At 75.6% G+C, this 15,148-nt stretch carries 14 protein-coding genes; 6 read left to right on the forward strand and 8 right to left on the reverse strand.

Annotated elements, in window-relative coordinates; all coding sequences use genetic code 11:
* The first annotated feature begins 129 nt into the window (after nucleotides 1-129).
* Nucleotides 130-1,650 carry an RtcB family protein gene (locus tag ACA511_RS35045; protein WP_375029007.1) on the forward strand — a complete coding sequence of 507 codons (1,521 nt, stop codon included), beginning with the start codon at nucleotides 130-132 and terminating at the stop codon, nucleotides 1,648-1,650.
* 3 nt (nucleotides 1,651-1,653) lie between these two features.
* On the opposite strand, the gene ACA511_RS35050 is transcribed toward ACA511_RS35045, so the two are convergent.
* Entirely contained in the window at nucleotides 1,654-3,087 is a 1,434-nt protein-coding gene (locus ACA511_RS35050; RefSeq protein ID WP_375029008.1) for an aldehyde dehydrogenase family protein, read from the reverse strand.
* A 133-nt stretch (nucleotides 3,088-3,220) separates the two neighbouring features.
* On the opposite strand from ACA511_RS35050, the gene ACA511_RS35055 reads away from it, so the two are divergent.
* The gene (locus tag ACA511_RS35055; RefSeq protein WP_375029009.1) at nucleotides 3,221-4,402 is read left to right on the forward strand and encodes an acyl-CoA dehydrogenase family protein; all 1,182 of its coding nucleotides are present in this window, start codon (nucleotides 3,221-3,223) and stop codon (nucleotides 4,400-4,402) included.
* Between the two features lie 112 nt (nucleotides 4,403-4,514).
* On the opposite strand, the gene ACA511_RS35060 is transcribed toward ACA511_RS35055, so the two are convergent.
* Genes ACA511_RS35060 through ACA511_RS35070 form a run of 3 tightly spaced genes read right to left on the reverse strand, consistent with a single transcriptional unit; the run spans nucleotide 4,515 to nucleotide 7,085 of the window.
* Entirely contained in the window at nucleotides 4,515-5,303 is a 789-nt protein-coding gene (locus ACA511_RS35060) for an enoyl-CoA hydratase/isomerase family protein (protein WP_375029010.1), read from the reverse strand.
* The gene (locus tag ACA511_RS35065; RefSeq protein WP_375029011.1) at nucleotides 5,276-6,295 is read right to left on the reverse strand and encodes an alpha/beta hydrolase; all 1,020 of its coding nucleotides are present in this window, start codon (nucleotides 6,293-6,295) and stop codon (nucleotides 5,276-5,278) included. The genes ACA511_RS35060 and ACA511_RS35065 overlap by 28 nt, the downstream gene beginning before the upstream one ends.
* Before the next feature lie 40 nt (nucleotides 6,296-6,335).
* Nucleotides 6,336-7,085, reverse strand: coding sequence for a gamma-glutamyl-gamma-aminobutyrate hydrolase family protein (locus tag ACA511_RS35070; RefSeq protein WP_375029012.1), 750 nt, complete (start codon nucleotides 7,083-7,085; stop codon nucleotides 6,336-6,338).
* Between the two features lie 540 nt (nucleotides 7,086-7,625).
* On the opposite strand from ACA511_RS35070, the gene ACA511_RS35075 reads away from it, so the two are divergent.
* Nucleotides 7,626-8,828 (forward strand): globin domain-containing protein, encoded by a 1,203-nt coding sequence (locus ACA511_RS35075; protein ID WP_375029013.1) that lies wholly within the window; start codon nucleotides 7,626-7,628, stop codon nucleotides 8,826-8,828.
* On the opposite strand, the gene ACA511_RS35080 is transcribed toward ACA511_RS35075, so the two are convergent.
* Entirely contained in the window at nucleotides 8,743-9,522 is a 780-nt protein-coding gene (locus ACA511_RS35080; protein WP_375029178.1) for a helix-turn-helix domain-containing protein, read from the reverse strand. The genes ACA511_RS35075 and ACA511_RS35080 overlap by 86 nt on opposite strands.
* 131 nt (nucleotides 9,523-9,653) lie before the next feature.
* Between ACA511_RS35080 and ACA511_RS35085 the strand changes: the two genes are divergently transcribed.
* Nucleotides 9,654-10,058, forward strand: coding sequence for a PaaI family thioesterase (locus ACA511_RS35085; RefSeq protein ID WP_375029014.1), 405 nt, complete (start codon nucleotides 9,654-9,656; stop codon nucleotides 10,056-10,058).
* Nucleotides 10,059-10,077: 19 nt separating this feature from the next.
* On the opposite strand, the gene ACA511_RS35090 is transcribed toward ACA511_RS35085, so the two are convergent.
* Together ACA511_RS35090 and thyX are read right to left on the reverse strand one after the other, a co-directional pair.
* A complete protein-coding gene (locus tag ACA511_RS35090; protein ID WP_375029015.1) occupies nucleotides 10,078-10,800 on the reverse strand; it encodes a dienelactone hydrolase family protein in 723 nt (240 codons plus the stop codon).
* 57 nt (nucleotides 10,801-10,857) lie between these two features.
* The gene (thyX, locus tag ACA511_RS35095) at nucleotides 10,858-11,655 is read right to left on the reverse strand and encodes an FAD-dependent thymidylate synthase (protein ID WP_375029016.1); all 798 of its coding nucleotides are present in this window, start codon (nucleotides 11,653-11,655) and stop codon (nucleotides 10,858-10,860) included.
* A gap of 123 nt (nucleotides 11,656-11,778) precedes the next feature.
* Between thyX and ACA511_RS35100 the strand changes: the two genes are divergently transcribed.
* Entirely contained in the window at nucleotides 11,779-13,026 is a 1,248-nt protein-coding gene (locus tag ACA511_RS35100; RefSeq protein WP_375029017.1) for a DUF1266 domain-containing protein, read from the forward strand.
* Nucleotides 13,027-13,036: 10 nt separating this feature from the next.
* Here the strand turns inward: ACA511_RS35100 and add are convergent, their stop codons facing one another.
* The gene (gene add / locus ACA511_RS35105) at nucleotides 13,037-14,062 is read right to left on the reverse strand and encodes an adenosine deaminase (RefSeq protein WP_375029018.1); all 1,026 of its coding nucleotides are present in this window, start codon (nucleotides 14,060-14,062) and stop codon (nucleotides 13,037-13,039) included.
* Nucleotides 14,063-14,171: 109 nt separating this feature from the next.
* Between add and ACA511_RS35110 the strand changes: the two genes are divergently transcribed.
* Nucleotides 14,172-15,146 carry a helix-turn-helix transcriptional regulator gene (locus tag ACA511_RS35110; protein WP_375029019.1) on the forward strand — a complete coding sequence of 325 codons (975 nt, stop codon included), beginning with the start codon at nucleotides 14,172-14,174 and terminating at the stop codon, nucleotides 15,144-15,146.
* Nucleotides 15,147-15,148: the final 2 nt, after the last annotated feature.

Consider the following 15,148-nt stretch of genomic DNA (forward strand, 5'->3'; position numbering starts at 1 on the left):
CTCGCGGCTGCTGAACCCGAGGAATGAGCGGGCCCTTCCGCCCGCTCCCCCGCCGTCGCCCTCCGGGCGGACGGTTCTTCCCCGCGCGCCTCGACCGCGCGCTCTCCGGCAGCCCCGAAGGACTTCCCCATGCCCGCACGTCAAGACCACCGGCTCGCCCGCACGGACGAGCACTGGCTCACCCTCCCCAACCCGCACGGCGTCCCCGTCGAGATCTGCGCCGGCGGGGACGTCCCGCTGGAGCGCGCCGCCGTCACCGAGGCGCTGGCGCTCCTGGAGACCGCCGAAACCCTCGAACGGCTCGCCGAGGCCACGCCCGGCTACGACGGGCCCGCCCCGCGGATCACCCGCGCCGCCCTCACCCCCGACTTCCACAAGGGCTCCGGGATCCCGATCGGGACCGTCCTGGAGACCGAGCACGCGCTGCTCCCGCAGGCGGTCGGCAACGACGTCAACTGCGGGATGCGGCTGGAGGTCACCGCGCTGCGCGCCGACCGCGTCCGGGCCCGGCTGGACGCGCTGGAGCGGCGGCTGCGGCACCTGTTCTTCGAGGGCGGGCGCCGCATCGCGCTCACCCCCGTCCAGCGCGAGGCGCTCCTGCGGGACGGGCTGCCCGGGCTGCTGCTCGCGGGCCCCGCCCCGTGGCGGGGCGCCCGCCCCGACGACGCCGACGACGCCCTCGACCGCGCGCACGCCTCCGGCTTCCCGGCGGCGACGGCGGACGCGTTCGCCGACTGGGTCGGCAGCGCCGGCGGCGCGCCCGGCGCCGCCAGCCACGACAGCGTCATCGGCGGGATCGGCGGCGGCAACCACTTCGCCGAGCTCCAGTACGTGGCGGAGGTGCACGACGCCGCCGCCGCGCACGCCTGGGGCCTGACGCCCGGCACGGTCGTCACGATGGTGCACAGCGGCTCGCTGTCGCTGGGCCACCAGGCCAACGCGACGGCCCTGGACGGGCTCCGCGCGGGCTGGCCGGCGGGGCTGCCCCGCCCGCGCAACGGCGTCCTGCCCTTCCTGCTGGACGAGCGGTCCGAGCCCGCCCGCCGCCGGTACCTGGACGCGTTCGGCAACGCCGCCAACTTCGCCGCCGGCAACCGGTACTTCCTGTCGCTGACGATGCGGGCGGGCCTCGCCGCCGAGTTCGGGGACGCGGCGGCGCGGCTGCTGTACGACGCGCCGCACAACCTGTTCTGGCGGGACGGCGACCGGGTCGTGCACCGCAAGGGCGCCACCCCGGCGGGCGGCCACGCCGAGACGGCCGGCGGCCCCTACGCGATGTGGGGCGAGCCCGTCATCGTGCCCGGCTCCATGGGCGCGCCGAGCTTCGTCCTGCGCGGGCACGGCAGCCCGCGCACGCTGGCCAGCGCCTGCCACGGCGCCGGGCGGCGGATCCCGCGCGGCGCGTCCGCGCGGGGCGGCGACGCCGCGCTCGACGCGTTCCTGCGCGAGTTCCGGGTCGTGACGCCGCTGGACCACCGCGACCCGGCGACGGCGCGGCGGTCCGACGTCATGGCGGCGTGGCGGCGCGACCTGAAGCAGGAGGCGCCGTGGGCCTACAAGGACATCGGCCCGGTCGTGGCGAGCCTGCGGGGCGGCGGCGTGGCGGCGCCGGTCGCGGAACTGCGGCCGCTGCTGACGGTCAAGGGATGACGGTCAGGGGATGGCGGCCTGGACGTGGACGGCCTTCACGGCCGTCATCTCGTCCAGCAGCTCGGGGCCGTAGCCGAAGCCGTGGCCGCTGGCCCGGCGCGGCGTCGCCGCCCCGCCCGGGGCGCCGCCGAACACCGCGTTGATCTTCACGGTGCCGGTGTTCAGCGTGCGCCAGGCCGCCTGCGCGTGCGCCATGTCGCGGGTGAGGACGGTCGCGGCGAGGCCGTAGCGGGAGCGGCGCGCGGCGTCCAGGGCCTGGTCGAACGAGGCCACGGTGCGGACGGGCGCGACCGGGCCGAACACCTCCTCCGACATGATCGGCATGTGGTCGGCGCAGCCCGCGAGGACCGTCGCCGGGTAGAACGCGCCGGGGCCGTCCGGGATCCGCGCGCCGGTCAGCGGGCGCGCGCCGTCCGCGATCGCCTTCTCGACCTGCTGGTGGACGTGGGTGCGGTGGCGCTCGTCGACGAGCGGGCCGAGTTCGGTGGACACGTCGGCGCCCGGCCCCGTCCGCAGGCTCCGGGCGCGGTCGGCGAGCGCGTCGAGGAACGCCTCGGAGACGGCCTTGTGGACGTAGACGCGCTCGACCGAGGTGCAGATCTGGCCGGCGTTGGCGAAGCACCCGACCGCGGCCTGCTCGGCGGCCCACCCGGGGTCGACGTCCGCGTCCACGACCAGCGGGTCGGAGCCGCCGTTCTCCAGCAGGGTCTTGGCCCCGGTGCGGAGGGCGAGTTCGGCGACGCGGCGCCCGGCGGAGGTGGAGCCGACGTGCGCGACGACGTCGGCGCCGGCGTGGCCGGCCAGGGCCTCGCCCGTCTCCCCGTCGCCGACGACCATGTTCAGGACGCCGCCGGGCAGGCTTCCGGCGAGAAGTTCGACGAGCATCGCGCCGGTGTGCGGGGTCCGCTCGGACGGCTTGTGCACCACGGTGTTCCCGGTGACCAGCGCGGCGCCGATCAGGCCGCAGGCGATGGCGACCGGGTCGTTCCACGGCGTGATCACCGCGACGACGCCGCGCGGCTCGCGGACCGTGAAGTCGGCGGCGTCCCAGCCGCCCTGCAGGCTGCGCCCGCCGTGCAGCGGCCCCAGCTCGGCGTACTGGCGCAGCGTCGCGATCCCGGCCTCGACGCCGCCGAGCGCGTCCCCGGACGGCTTGCCCATCTCGGCGGTCACCAGCGCGGCCAGCTCGTCCATGCCGTCCTCGACCGCCCGCGCGGCGGCGCGCAGCGCCGCGCCCCGGTCGGCGGGCGGGGCGGCCGCCCAGCCGGGCGCGGCGTCGGACGCCGCGGCCATGGCCGCGTCGACGTCCGCCGGGGCGGACACGGCCACCACCCCCAGCGGCTCGCCGGTCGCCGGATCGGTCATCGTGAACACGTCCTGCCCGGTGCCCTGGCTCCACCGTCCGCCGGCCAGCATCCACCTGTCGCGCGGCCGCATGGCTCTCCCCTCCGTGTCGGTGCCCGTCCGTTCGCCTACCCGGTGGGGCGGCCTTCAATGACGCCGCCCCCGCGTCAGTGACCACTTACTGGAATCGGCTACCGTGGTGCGGACGCGAGATGAGGGAGGCGCGGTGGACTTCGACCTGCCGGAGAGCGCGGCGGCGGTGCGCGAGGGCGTGCTGGCGATCGCCGGGAAGTACGACCAGGACTACTGGGGCCGGTGCGACGCGGAGAAGCGCTGGCCGGAGGAGGTCTGGCGGGAGCTCGTCCAGGGCGGCTGGCACGCCCTGGCCGTCCCGGAGGAGTACGGCGGCGGAGGCCAGGGACTGCTGGAGCTGGCGGTCGCCCTGGAGGCGCTCGCCGAGGGCGGCGCGGGCGGCGCGGCCTCGTTCATGTACCTGCTGACGCCCGCGTTCGGCGGGCTCACCATCGCCCGGCACGGGACGGACGAGCAGAAGCGCGAACTCCTGCCGGAGATCGCCTCCGGCGGGATCGAGACCTGCTTCGCGATCACCGAGCCGGACGCGGGCAGCAACGCCATCAACATCACCACGCAGGCGCGGCGCGACGGCGACCACTTCGTCGTCAGCGGCCAGAAGATCTGGATCTCCGGCGTCGAGCGCGCCGACCACCTGGTGCTCGTCACCCGGACGATCCCGGCCGCCGAGGCGCGGCCGCGCACGTCCGGATTCACCGTCCTGCTGGTGGACGTCAAGCAGGCCGTCGCCGACGGGACGCTGACCTACCGGCCGATCCCCAAGCTCGGCACCAACACCGTCGCGTCCAGCATGGTGTTCCTTGACGAGGTGCGCGTGCCGGCGAGCCGCGTCCTCGGCGAGGTCGACCAGGGGTTCCTCGTCCTGTGGGACATCCTCAACCCCGAGCGCATCCTCGCCGCGGCAGGCGGCGTGGGCTCCGGCGAGCTCGTGCTGAAGCTCGCCTGCGAGTACGCCAACGAGCGGGCGCCGTTCGGCAAGCCGATCGGGTCGAACCAGGCCGTCGCGTTCCCGCTCGCCAAGGCCAAGGCGCAGCTGGAGCTGGCGCGGCTGATGACCTACAAGGCCGCCTGGCTGTGGGACCGCGGCCGCCCGTGCGGCTCGGAGGCCAACATCGCCAAGCTCACCGCGGCGGACGCGGCCTGGCAGGCCGCCGACCGCACGTTCCAGACCTACGGCGGCATGGCGTACTCGATGGAGTACCCGATCGCGCGGATGTTCCGCGATGCCCGCATCGCCAAGAACATCCCCGTCGCGGAGGAACTCGTCCTGGCGCACATCGCGCAGCACGAACTGGGCCTGCCCAAGTCGTACTGACGGCCAACCGCCGCGGACGCCGCCGGCGAGGAGGCGATGGCCGAGACCCTCACCCGCGGCGCCCGCGCACCCGGCCCGGACGCCCTCGCCGGGCGGTTCGCCGGAGACCCGCTCAGCCGAACCGGGGCGGGCGCTTCTCCCGGACCGCCGCGACGCCCTCCCGCACGTCCGGGCCGGTGAACCCGAAGAACTCCATGGCCAGGGACGCGTCGAACGTCGGGCCCGCGAGCCGCAGCCAGTTGTTCAGCGCGTGCTTGGTGAACGACAGCGCCTCGGCGGGGCCCGCGGCGAGCCGCCCGGCGATCTCCAGGGCGCGCTCGTGCACCTCGCCGTCGTCCACGCAGAGCGAGACCAGGCCGATCCGCTCGGCCTCCTCGCCGGTCAGGACGTCGTTGAGCAGCAGGTAGTACTTCGCCTTCGCCATCCCGCACAGCAGCGGCCACACGACCGCCGCGTGGTCGCCGGCCGCCACGCCGAGCCGCACATGCCCGTCGATGATCTTCGCGGTGCGGCCGGCGACCGAGATGTCGGCCAGCAGCGCCACCGCGAGCCCCGCGCCCACCGCCGGGCCCTGCACGGCGCTGACCACCGGCTTCGAGCAGTTGATCACGTTCATCACGATGTCCCGCGCCTCGCGCATGATCCGGCGGCGCGCGGCGTGGCCGGTCATCATCTCCTCGATCATGGCCAGGTCGCCGCCGGCGGAGAACGCCGTCCCCTCGCCGCGCACGAGGACGGCGCGGACCGCGTCGTCGGCGTCGGCGTCCCGCCAGATCTCCGCCAGTTCCCGGTGCCCGTCGGCGTCGACGGCGTTCAGCCTGCCGGGCGTGCTGATCGTGACCCGCAGCACCCCGTCCGCCGCCCAGTCGATCCTCAGCCGCTCGTACGCGTCGTACCGCATACCGCTTCGCCCTCCCGCTCACGATCACCGAATGCCGAGCGCAATCGTCGCACAGCGAACTCCATCGCCTCGGCGCCGGCGTCGAAGATCTCGGGCAGCAGGAAGAAGGAGTGCACGACGCCGTCGTAGCGGCGCAGCGCGACCGGCACGCCGGCGGCGGCGAGGCGGCGGGCGTACGCCTCGCCCTCGTCGCGCAGGATGTCGCACTCGGCGGTGATGACGGTGGCGGGCGCGGCGCCCGCGAGGTCGGGGGCCCGCAGCGGGGCGAGCCGGAAGTCGCGGGGATCGGCGCCGCCCCGGTACAGGTCCATGAAGCGGGCGAGGGTGCCCGCGTCCAGTCCGTACCCGGTCCCGTACTCCCGCCAGCTCGGGGTGTCCATCGCCGTGTCGGTCACCGGGTAGACGAGCAGCTGGTGGGCGAGCGGCAGCCCCCGGTCCCGGGCCAGCAGCGCCACGGCGGCGGCGATGTTCCCGCCCGCGCTGTCGCCGGCCACCGCCAGCGCGCCGGGGGCGGCGCCGTACCGGCCCGGCTCCCGCGCCGCGGACGCGACGACGGCCCACGCGTCGTCCACGGCCGCGGGGAACGGATGCTCGGGGGCCAGCCGGTACCCGACGTTCAGCACGACGCATCCGGCGGCGGACGCGAGGTCGCGGCACGCGGCGTCCACGTTGTCGACCCCGCCGAGCACCCAGCCGCCGCCGTGCAGGTAGACGACCGCGGGCAGCGGGCCCCGCTCGGGCGGCGCCGGCCGGTACAGCCGCACCGGCACCGGGCCGCCGGGGCCGCGCACCGCGGTGTCGCGCACCCGCGCGAGCTCCCGCCGCGCGACCGGGAACGCCGCGCCGATCCGCTCCCGCATCTCCGCGATCGTGGGCTCGGCCGCCTCGCGGGCCCCGGGCGGCGGCGCCGTCCAGGCGGCGAGCAGCTCCAGGAAGCGCGCGGTCTGCGGGTGGACGGGCATGCGGCCTCCGGACATGTCGCGTTCTGTCACCGGGGTCGCCTTTCCCCCGGAACGGACGGTCAATCCCGCGTCAGCGGCGCGCGGACTCCGCGACCAGCGCCTCGAACAGGCGCCTGTCGTCGCCCTCCTCGGGGTGCCACTGGACGGCGAGGCCGAAGCGGTGGCCCTGCAGCTCGACGGCCTCCACCACCTGGTCCTCGGCCCAGGCCACGGCAGTCAGCCCCTTGCCGAGCCGCCCGACCGCCTGATGGTGGTAGGTGGGGACGTCGGCCGCGTCGCCCAGGATCCCGCCGACGAGGCTGGTCGCGCTGATCTGCACGCGGTGCGAGCCGACGATGCCGGCCTCCGGCGCGTGCCCCTTGTGCCCGACGGCTTCCGGCAGGTGCTGGATCAGGGCGCCGCCGCGCGCGACGTTCAGCACCTGCATGCCCCGGCAGATCGCCAGGAACGGCAGGTCGGCGGCCACGATCGCGCGGACGAGCGCCAGCTCGAACCGGTCGCGCTGCGGCTGCGGCGGCCCCGTCTCGTGGTGCCGGGCGGCGCCGTACAGGTCGGGGCCGACGTCGCCGCCGCCGGCCAGGACGATGCCGTCGAGCCGCGCGACCAGGGCGTCGACCCCGCGCAGGGTCGCGGCCGGCGGCAGCAGCACCGGGATCCCCCCGGCCCGCTCGACCGAGCGCGCGTACGGCACGGGCAGCAGCGCGGCCTCGCGCACCCAGACCCCCCAGCGGGCCGGCTCCTGGTAGGTGGTGATGCCGATGAGCGGCGGCGCGCCGGCCTCGGCGGCGGGGCCGGGGGCCCCGCGGACGTCCTCGGACATGTGCGTCTCTCCCCCTGTGCTGAGCGCCGGCCGCGGGACTGCGCCCTCTTCGGGTGATCTGCCTGGTTCCGGCCGCACGTCATCGTGCCTCACCCGCCCCCTGGCGCCGTCCCGCCCCCGGCCTCTCTCCCGGCCAGCTTGCCGTACGTGACGGATCTTCGCAGTCCGAAGCGGCCAGATCGCCGTCCCACCGACCGCGCGCGGGGCGCCGGACGGGACGTTCCCGGCCGCGAACTGCGCAGAAACCCGAAATCTTCCACCGGGGAGTGGTTTCGTCCTCCACGCCCTGATCCGTCCGTCGGGCCGCCCGCCCCGCCCGGCCGATACCGATCAGTATGCGTTTCCTCTCCGGCGGCCGTCCGATCACTCACGAGGATCGGGCGGTCACACAGTGCGGCGATCGGTGATCGCCCGCGGCCGCGCGCTTGAGAACCCGCCCGCACCGGCGAGAGAATTTCACAAAGCCGGGCACCGACCCGCCGCGACCGCCGGTGCCGGACCCCGAGGGCCCAGGGCAGTGGGCCGGGAGCGAGCTCGGACATGTCACCGGAACCCCGCACCGTCAAGGAGTGCTTCGCCCGGCTCGAAGCCGACCCGGCGGGCGCCACCGGCTTCTTCTACGGCCGCCTCTTCGCCGCCGAGCCGCAGTTGCGCGCCCTCTTCCCGCCCGCCATGGGCCACCAGCACGACCGGTTCTTCCACGCGCTCCTCCGGATCGTGTGGAACCAGGACAACCCCGACGAACTCGTCGGCCACCTCGACCGGCTCGGCCGCCACCACCGCAAGTACGGCGTGCAGCGCGAGCACTACGCCGCCGTCGGCGCCGCGCTGACCGCCACGCTGCGCCTCTTCGCCGCCGACGTGTGGACGGCCGAGACCGGGGACGCCTGGACCGCGGCCTACCGGCACGCCGCCGACACCATGATCGCCGCCGCCGAGCGGGACGCCGCGCAGGCCCCGCCGTGGTGGGCCGCCGAGGTCACCGGGCACGACCGCCGCGCCCCCGACCTCGCGGTGCTCACGCTGCGGCCCGAACGGCCGCTCCCGTACGCCGCCGGGCAGCACGTCGGCGTGCAGACCGCCCGCTGGCCCCGGGAGTGGCGGCCCTACTCGATCGCGAACGCGCCCCGCCCGGACGGGACGCTGCGCCTGCACGTCCGGGCCCGCCCCGGCGGCTGGGTCAGCGGCGCGCTGGTCCGCCGCACCGCGCCCGGCGACACCGTGCTGCTCGGGCCCGCCGAGGGCGCGATGACCCTCGACCCGGACTCGCGCCGCGACCTCCTGCTGATCGGCGGCGGCACCGGGCTCTCCCCCATGAAGGCCCTGGCCGAGGAGGCCGCCGGGTCCGGCCGCGGCGTCCGCCTGCTGGTCGCCGCCCGCACCGCCGGCGACCTCTACGACCTGCCCGATCTGCGGCTGCTGGAGTCGGCCCGCCCGCGGCTGCGCGTCATCCCCGTCCTGTCGCGGTCACCGGGGGGCAGCGCGCTGAGCGGCCACGTGCCGGACGTCCTGCCCGGCCTCCTGGACGACGCCGGCGGCCTCTCCGCCTTTGTCGCCGGGCCCGCGCCGCTGGTCCGGGGGACCGTCGCCGCCCTGCAGCGGCTCGGCGTGCCGCTGCAGCACGTCCACCACGACCTGCTCGCGGCCGACGCCCCGGTCACCAGCCGGCGCGCTCCCGCAGGAACGCCGTCGTCGCCGCGTCCGCCGGATAGAACGACTCGATCGCCAGTTCCGCGACCGTGATGTCGACGGGCGTCCCGAACGTCGCGATCGTGCTGAAGAACGACAGCTCCCGGCCCTCCACCCGCATCCGCAGCGGGATGAAGACGTCGTGGTCGGCGGGCGGCGCCATGGCCTCCCCGACGTCGCCGGGGAAGCTCCGCAGCTCCCGGTAGAGCTGGATGAGCGACGCGTCCGCCGTCAGCGCCACATGCCGCCGCACCCGGTCGATCATGTGGGCGCGCCACTCGGCCAGGTTCAGGATGTTCTTCGCCATCCCGTCGGGATGCATGCTGAGCCGCAGCACGTTCAGCGGGGGCTCCAGCAGCTCCGGCGGCGCGCCCTCCATGAAGAACGCGGCGGCGCCGTTGGCGTCGACGAGGTTCCAGAACCGGTCCACCACGACCGCCGGATAGGGCTCGTGCCCGGCCAGCACCTGCTTCAGCGCCGCCCGCACCGCGTCCATCCGCGGCTCCTCGATCGGCGTCTCGCCGAACACCGGCGCGTACCCCGCCGACACCAGCAGCAGGTTGCGGTCGCGGAGCGGCACGTCCAGGTGCTCGGCGAGCCGCAGGACCATCTCCCGGCTCGGCGCCGACCGCCCCGTCTCCACGAAGCTGAGGTGCCGGGTCGACACGTCCGCCTCCGACGCCAGCTCCAGCTGGCTCAGCCTGCGCCGCTGCCGCCAGGCCCGCAGCTGGTCCCCGATGGGTCGCACATCGCTCAACGCCGTCGTCACCCCCCGGACGCTACCCGCCCGCCGATCATGCCCGCGATGACGTCCGGGGTAATGGACGCCGGGAGGCCCGGCCGCCAGGGTGGGCCCGAGACGACCGCCGAGGAGGCTCCATGACCACCGGGCTCACCCCCGACCAGCTGACCGACGCCATGCCGTTCGCCCGCGCGCTCGGCGTCCGCATCGACACGGCCGGACCGGACGAGGTCACCGGCCGGCTGGACTGGGCCCCCGACCGCTGCACCGCCGGCGGCGTCATGCACGGCGGCGCCCTCATGGCGCTCGCCGACACCCTCGGCGCCGCCTGCGCCTTCCTCAACCTCCCGCCGGACACGTCCACGACGACCCTGGAGTCCAAGACCAACTTCTTCCGCGGCGTCAGGGAGGGGTGCGCCGAGGGGGTCGCGCGCCCCCTGCACACCGGCCGGACGTCCATCGTCGTCCAGACCGACGTCTACGACGCCGCCGGCCGCCGGGTCGCCCAGGTGACCCAGACCCAGGCCGTGCTGCGCTCCTGATCCGGCCGGCCGGACACCTTTACGTTGTAGATTTCTTAGTGAGGTACTCGCCGAAGAAGGCGAAGATCCGGTCCCAGCCGTCGGCGGCGTTCTCGCGGCCCCGGCCCAGCCCGAAGACGATCTTCGCGACCGGGCCCAGCGGGGCCGGCGGGGCGAAGCCGGTGAGGAAGCCGTGCCCCGTGCCCGGGTACTCCTTCACGTCGTGCGCGACGTCGGCGGCGGCGAGGGCGCGCTCCAGCCTGCCCGCGGCCCCGCGCAGCGTCGGGTCGGCGGCACCGTAGCCGCCGACGATCGGGCACGCTCCGCGCAGCGACTCGGCCGGCCGCCGCGGCAGGATGCCGTAGTTGGCGGCGGCCGCTTTGAAGTCGTACTTCGCCGCCGCGACCAGCGCGAACCCGCCGCCCATGCAGAAACCGCAGACGCCCACGTCGCCGGTGCAGTCGTCGCGCCCCGCCAGCCACGCGCGGGTCGCCTCGATGTGGTCGTAGGTCGGGCCGCGCTGAGCGCGCATGTCGCGCATCGCCTTGGTCACGCACCGCACCCACGGGGCGCCGTCGTAGAGGTCCGGCAGGACGGCGAGGTACCCCTGCGCGGCGAACCGGTCGGCCTGGGCGCGCATGTCCGCGTTCGCGCCCATCGCCTCGAACACGATGACGACGCCGGGCCAGGGCCCCTCCCCCTCGGGAACGGCGAGGTACCCCGGCAGCTCCCGCGCGCCCGCGGGGATCGTGATGTCAGGCATAGCGTCGAATGATCCCGCAGACATACACCGTACGCCTAGACCCAATCCCGGCGGATGTCAGACCTTGCGCCACTCGGGGGTCCACGTGCCGTCCTCGACGACGTAGTCGCCGAACAGGTCGGGCGCCTCCGTGCGCATCACCTCGCCGATCTTGCCGAACAGCAGGCGGATCTCCTCCTCGGCGCCCGGCGCGGTGCGGTTCTCCAGGGTGTGGCGCAGCGTGCGGACGTTGGCCGTCCAGACCAGGCCGGTGCCGACGCCCTCGGGGGCGAACCGGCGCATGAACGAGGTCTTGTGCTTCTTCTCCTTGAACGGCACGCCCTCGTCGTCGAGGCCGAAGTGCGCCGCCATCCAGCCCTGGAACTCCTCCATCTGCTCCAGCATCGCGGAGGCCCGCTTCATCAGCTCGGCGTCCTCGCGCGCCCACTCGGGGAACCAGAACGGGATGTCCTGGAGGCGGACGAACCGCAGCGACTCCTGCGAGACGGCCACGCCGGGACGGTGCCGCACCAGCTCGTGCGTCAGCACGCGGCTCACGTTGTGCAGGACGAAGCTGAAGCTGACGTGCTCCAGCACCGAGCCGTGCAGGCTGCGCAGGATGTTCTGCAGGTACTGGCCCGAGTCGGTGCGGATCTTGGTCACGTTGGGGTTGAGGCCCGGCTCCCAGGAGCGGTAGCAGAGCCGGCCCGCGAACTCGGCGAGGTTCTGCGGGTCGTTCAGCTCGTCGTCGAGGTCGCCGCGGTCGAGCCGCTCCAGCCAGCCGTCCCCGCCCACGTCCCGCAGGTACCGGGCGACCTCGTCGTAGTCCAGTTCGGGCTTTGCGACGAGGAACACCTCGGGCTCGACGCTCTTCACTCTCGTATCCCCCTACGCATCGTTTCCGTCGTCCCTAGGAAACCACCCCGCCGCGACACCCGCGACCTGGGCACGGCCCCGCGGCGGTTCCCCGGACCGGTACGGTGCGGGATGGAGGACTCGATGACGGTTCAGGGGGATGCGGGCGCCCTGGTGGAGCGTGCCCGGAAGTACGAGCGGCAGGGGCGGGCCGGGGAGGCCGCGGCCGCGTTCGCGGAGGCCGCCGGCGCCATGGAGGCCCGCGGGGACCGGACGGCCGCCGCGGCGGCGCGCGCTCGGTACGCGCGGGCCCTCGCCGCGGCGGGGGACGTGGGGAAGGCGCAGCGCGCCCTCGACACGCTGGACCGGGGCGCCGCGTCGCTGCCGGCGGAGGTGCGGGCGGGGCTGGACGCGCAGGCGGCGCACGTCCTCGCCGCCGCGGGACGGTACGGCGAGGCGGCGCGGCGCGCCTGGGCGGCCATGTCCGCGTTCGGGGCGCTGGGCGATCCGAAGCGGTCGGGCGCCGCCGGGCTGCACGCGGCGCGGCTGATCGTCCGGGACGCGGGGCCGCGGGACGCGCCGCGGCCGCTGCGCGAGCTGCTCGCGCAGATGCCGCCGGGCGGCGCGGAGTACCGGCAGGTCGCCAAGCTGCTCGCGGACGCCGAGCGGCGGCCCGACCGCGACCACGACGTCCTCGTCACCGACCCGGACGGCGTCCCGTGGGGACGCCTCGCGGCTGCGCTCGCCGTCGGCGCGCACCTGGCCGTCGGGAACGGGACCGCCTGGAACGCGCTCGGCGGCGGCCGGGGCGACGGCAGGGCCCTGCTGGAGCGGGACTGGGGCGTCGCCGACGCCCGGGGCTGGCGGGAGCGGATGGACGCGCTGCTCGACGCCGGCGACAGCGACCCGGCGATCCAGATGGTGCTCGACCAGCGCGGGAGGGGCAGCGGCGAGCGGGAGTGGCGCGCCGCGATCGCCGCCTGGTGCGGCGAGCGCGACATCGCCGAGGAGACCGTCCGGGAGGTCGTCGGGCTGTCCGGCACGGTCCTGCGGTACGAGGCCCGGTTCCGGGCGGACGGCCTGCTCCCGCCCGACGGGCGGGTGGAGAGCGTCCACGGCTACGACCTCGGGCGCGCGGTGAACATGGCCCGGTGGGGGCTGGACGCCGGGTACTGCGACGCCGACGAGGCGGAGAAGTGCGTGCTCACGGCGGGGCGCCGCGCCCATCAGATCTACCCGTCGTGGGAGTCGTTCTCCGCCGGGTACGTCCTCGGCCGGATGCTGCGGTTCGACGAGGGCGAGTTCGGCGAATGGTACGAGCGCTCCCTCGCCGGCCACCGCGTCCTCGCCGACGACCCGGACAGCCCGTGGCGGCGCATGGCCTGGGGCTAGCGCCCCGCGGTCACGCCAGGGCGTCGATGTCGGCGATGATCGCCGTGCGGCCCGCCTCGTCGAGGGACGAGGCGGTCACCGCGTTGCGGGCCAGGTCGGCCAGCTCCGCGCGGCCCAGCCCGAACACCTCGGCCGCAACGCGGTACTCGCCGGTCAGCGTCGTGTCGAACATCGGCGGGTCGTCGCTGTTCAGCGTGACGAACAGGCCCTCCGCCAGCATCCGCGGCAGGGGATGGGAGGCCAGGTCGGCGACCTGGCCCGTGCACACGTTGGACGTGGGGCACACTTCGAGGGGCAGCTGCGTCTCGCGCAGGCGGGCGACGAGGCGCGGGTCGTCCAGGCAGCTGGTGCCGTGCCCGATGCGCTCGGCGCCGAGGCCCTCGACGGCCTCCCAGATCGTCTCCGGCCCGGTCATCTCGCCGGCGTGCGGGAGGCTGCGCAGCCCGGCGGCGCGGGCGGCGGCGAACGCGTCGCGGAACGCGTCCCGGTGCGGCGCGCGCATCTGCTCGATGCCGCCGATCCCGAACCCGACGAGCGCCTCGGGCGGGTGGGCGAGCGCGTGGTCGAGCGTGCCGCGCGCGCCCTCCGCACCGAACTCGCCGGGGATGTCGAAGACGTAGGCGACGCGGATGCCGAGCCGCTCGCGGGCCTCGCGCGCGGCGTGGTCGAGGGCCTCGGTGATCGCGGGCATCGGCATCCCGGCCCGCTGGTGGGTGTACGGGGTGACGGTCAGCTCGACGTAGCGGGCGTTCTGCGCGGCGAGGTCGCGGGCGACGCCGTGGACGAGCGTGCCGACGTCCTCCGGCGTCCGGACGAGGGAGGACACCGCCTCGTACACCTCGGCGAAGTGCGGGAAGTCGCGGAACGCGTACAAGGCGCGCAGCTCGCGCTCGTCCGCGGGGACGGGCCCGCCGGGGTGGCGGCGGGCGAGTTCGAGCACGGTGGGGACCGAGGCGGAGCCGACGAGGTGGACGTGCAGCTCGACCTTCGGGAGGGCGTCGATGAACGCCCCGATCGTTGTGGTTTCGGTAGGCACGTCCGCGAAGCTAACAGCCGCCCCGCCCCCGGTGACAGGCAAAGACGGCGAACCTGCCAGGAAACCGTCAGAAATGCCGCCGCGGCCCCCGCTGCGGCAGGATGGACCCGTGCGCGCGGCCCGGTTGATCTCCATGGTGCTGCTCCTGCAGGCGCGGGAGGCGATGACGGCGGGCGAGCTGGCGCGCGAGCTGGAGGTCTCGGAGCGCACCGTGTACCGGGACATGGAGGCGCTGTCGGCGGCCGGCGTCCCGGTCTACGCCGACCAGGGCCGCGGCGGCGGGTACCGGCTCGTCGGCGGCTACCGGACGCGGCTGACCGGGCTCACCCGCGAGGAGGCCGAGGCGCTGTTCCTGTCGGGGCTGCCCGGCCCCGCCGGGGACATGGGGCGCGCCGGCGCGCTGGCGGCGGCCGAGCTGAAGGTCCTCGCGGCGCTGCCCGCCGCGCTGCGGGACGCCCCCGCGCGGGCGAGCCAGCGGTTCCTGCTGGACGCGCCGGGCTGGTTCGGCGAGAGCGGGCCGCCGCCGCCGCTGCGCGACCTGGCCCGCGCGGTGTGGCAGGACGAGACCGTCGAGCTGCGCTACCGGCGCGGGGACGCCGAGGTCGTCCGGACGGCGGAGCCGTACGCGCTCGTCCTCAAGAACGGGACCTGGTACCTGGTCGCGCGCGTCGGCGGCGGCTTCCGCACCTACCGGGTGGACCGCGTCGCCGGCGTCCGGGCGACCGGGCCCGTCTTCGACCGGGACGAGGGCTTCGACCTCGCCGCGCACTGGCACGCGGAGGCGGCGGCGTTCGTGCGCTCGATGCTGCGCGAGGAGGCCACCGTGCGGCTCTCCCCCGCCGGGATGCGGCTGCTGCGGTACGCGGTCGAGCCGCACGCCGCCCGGCGCGCCGCCGAGGACGCCGGGGACCCCGACGAGCGGGGCTGGGTGGTGACCACGCTGCCGGTCGAGTCGGCGGCCGTCGCCGCGGCCGAGCTGCTGCGGCTCGGCGCGGAGGTCGAGGTCCTGGCCCCGCCGGGACTGCGGGCGCGGATGGCCGAGCAGGCCGCCCGGCTGGCCGGGCTGTACGGCCCGCCGGCCTGAGC

The sequence above is a fragment of the Actinomadura sp. GTD37 genome (assembly GCF_041951365.1).
In the GTDB taxonomy this organism is placed as follows: Bacteria; Actinomycetota; Actinomycetes; order Streptosporangiales; family Streptosporangiaceae; genus Spirillospora.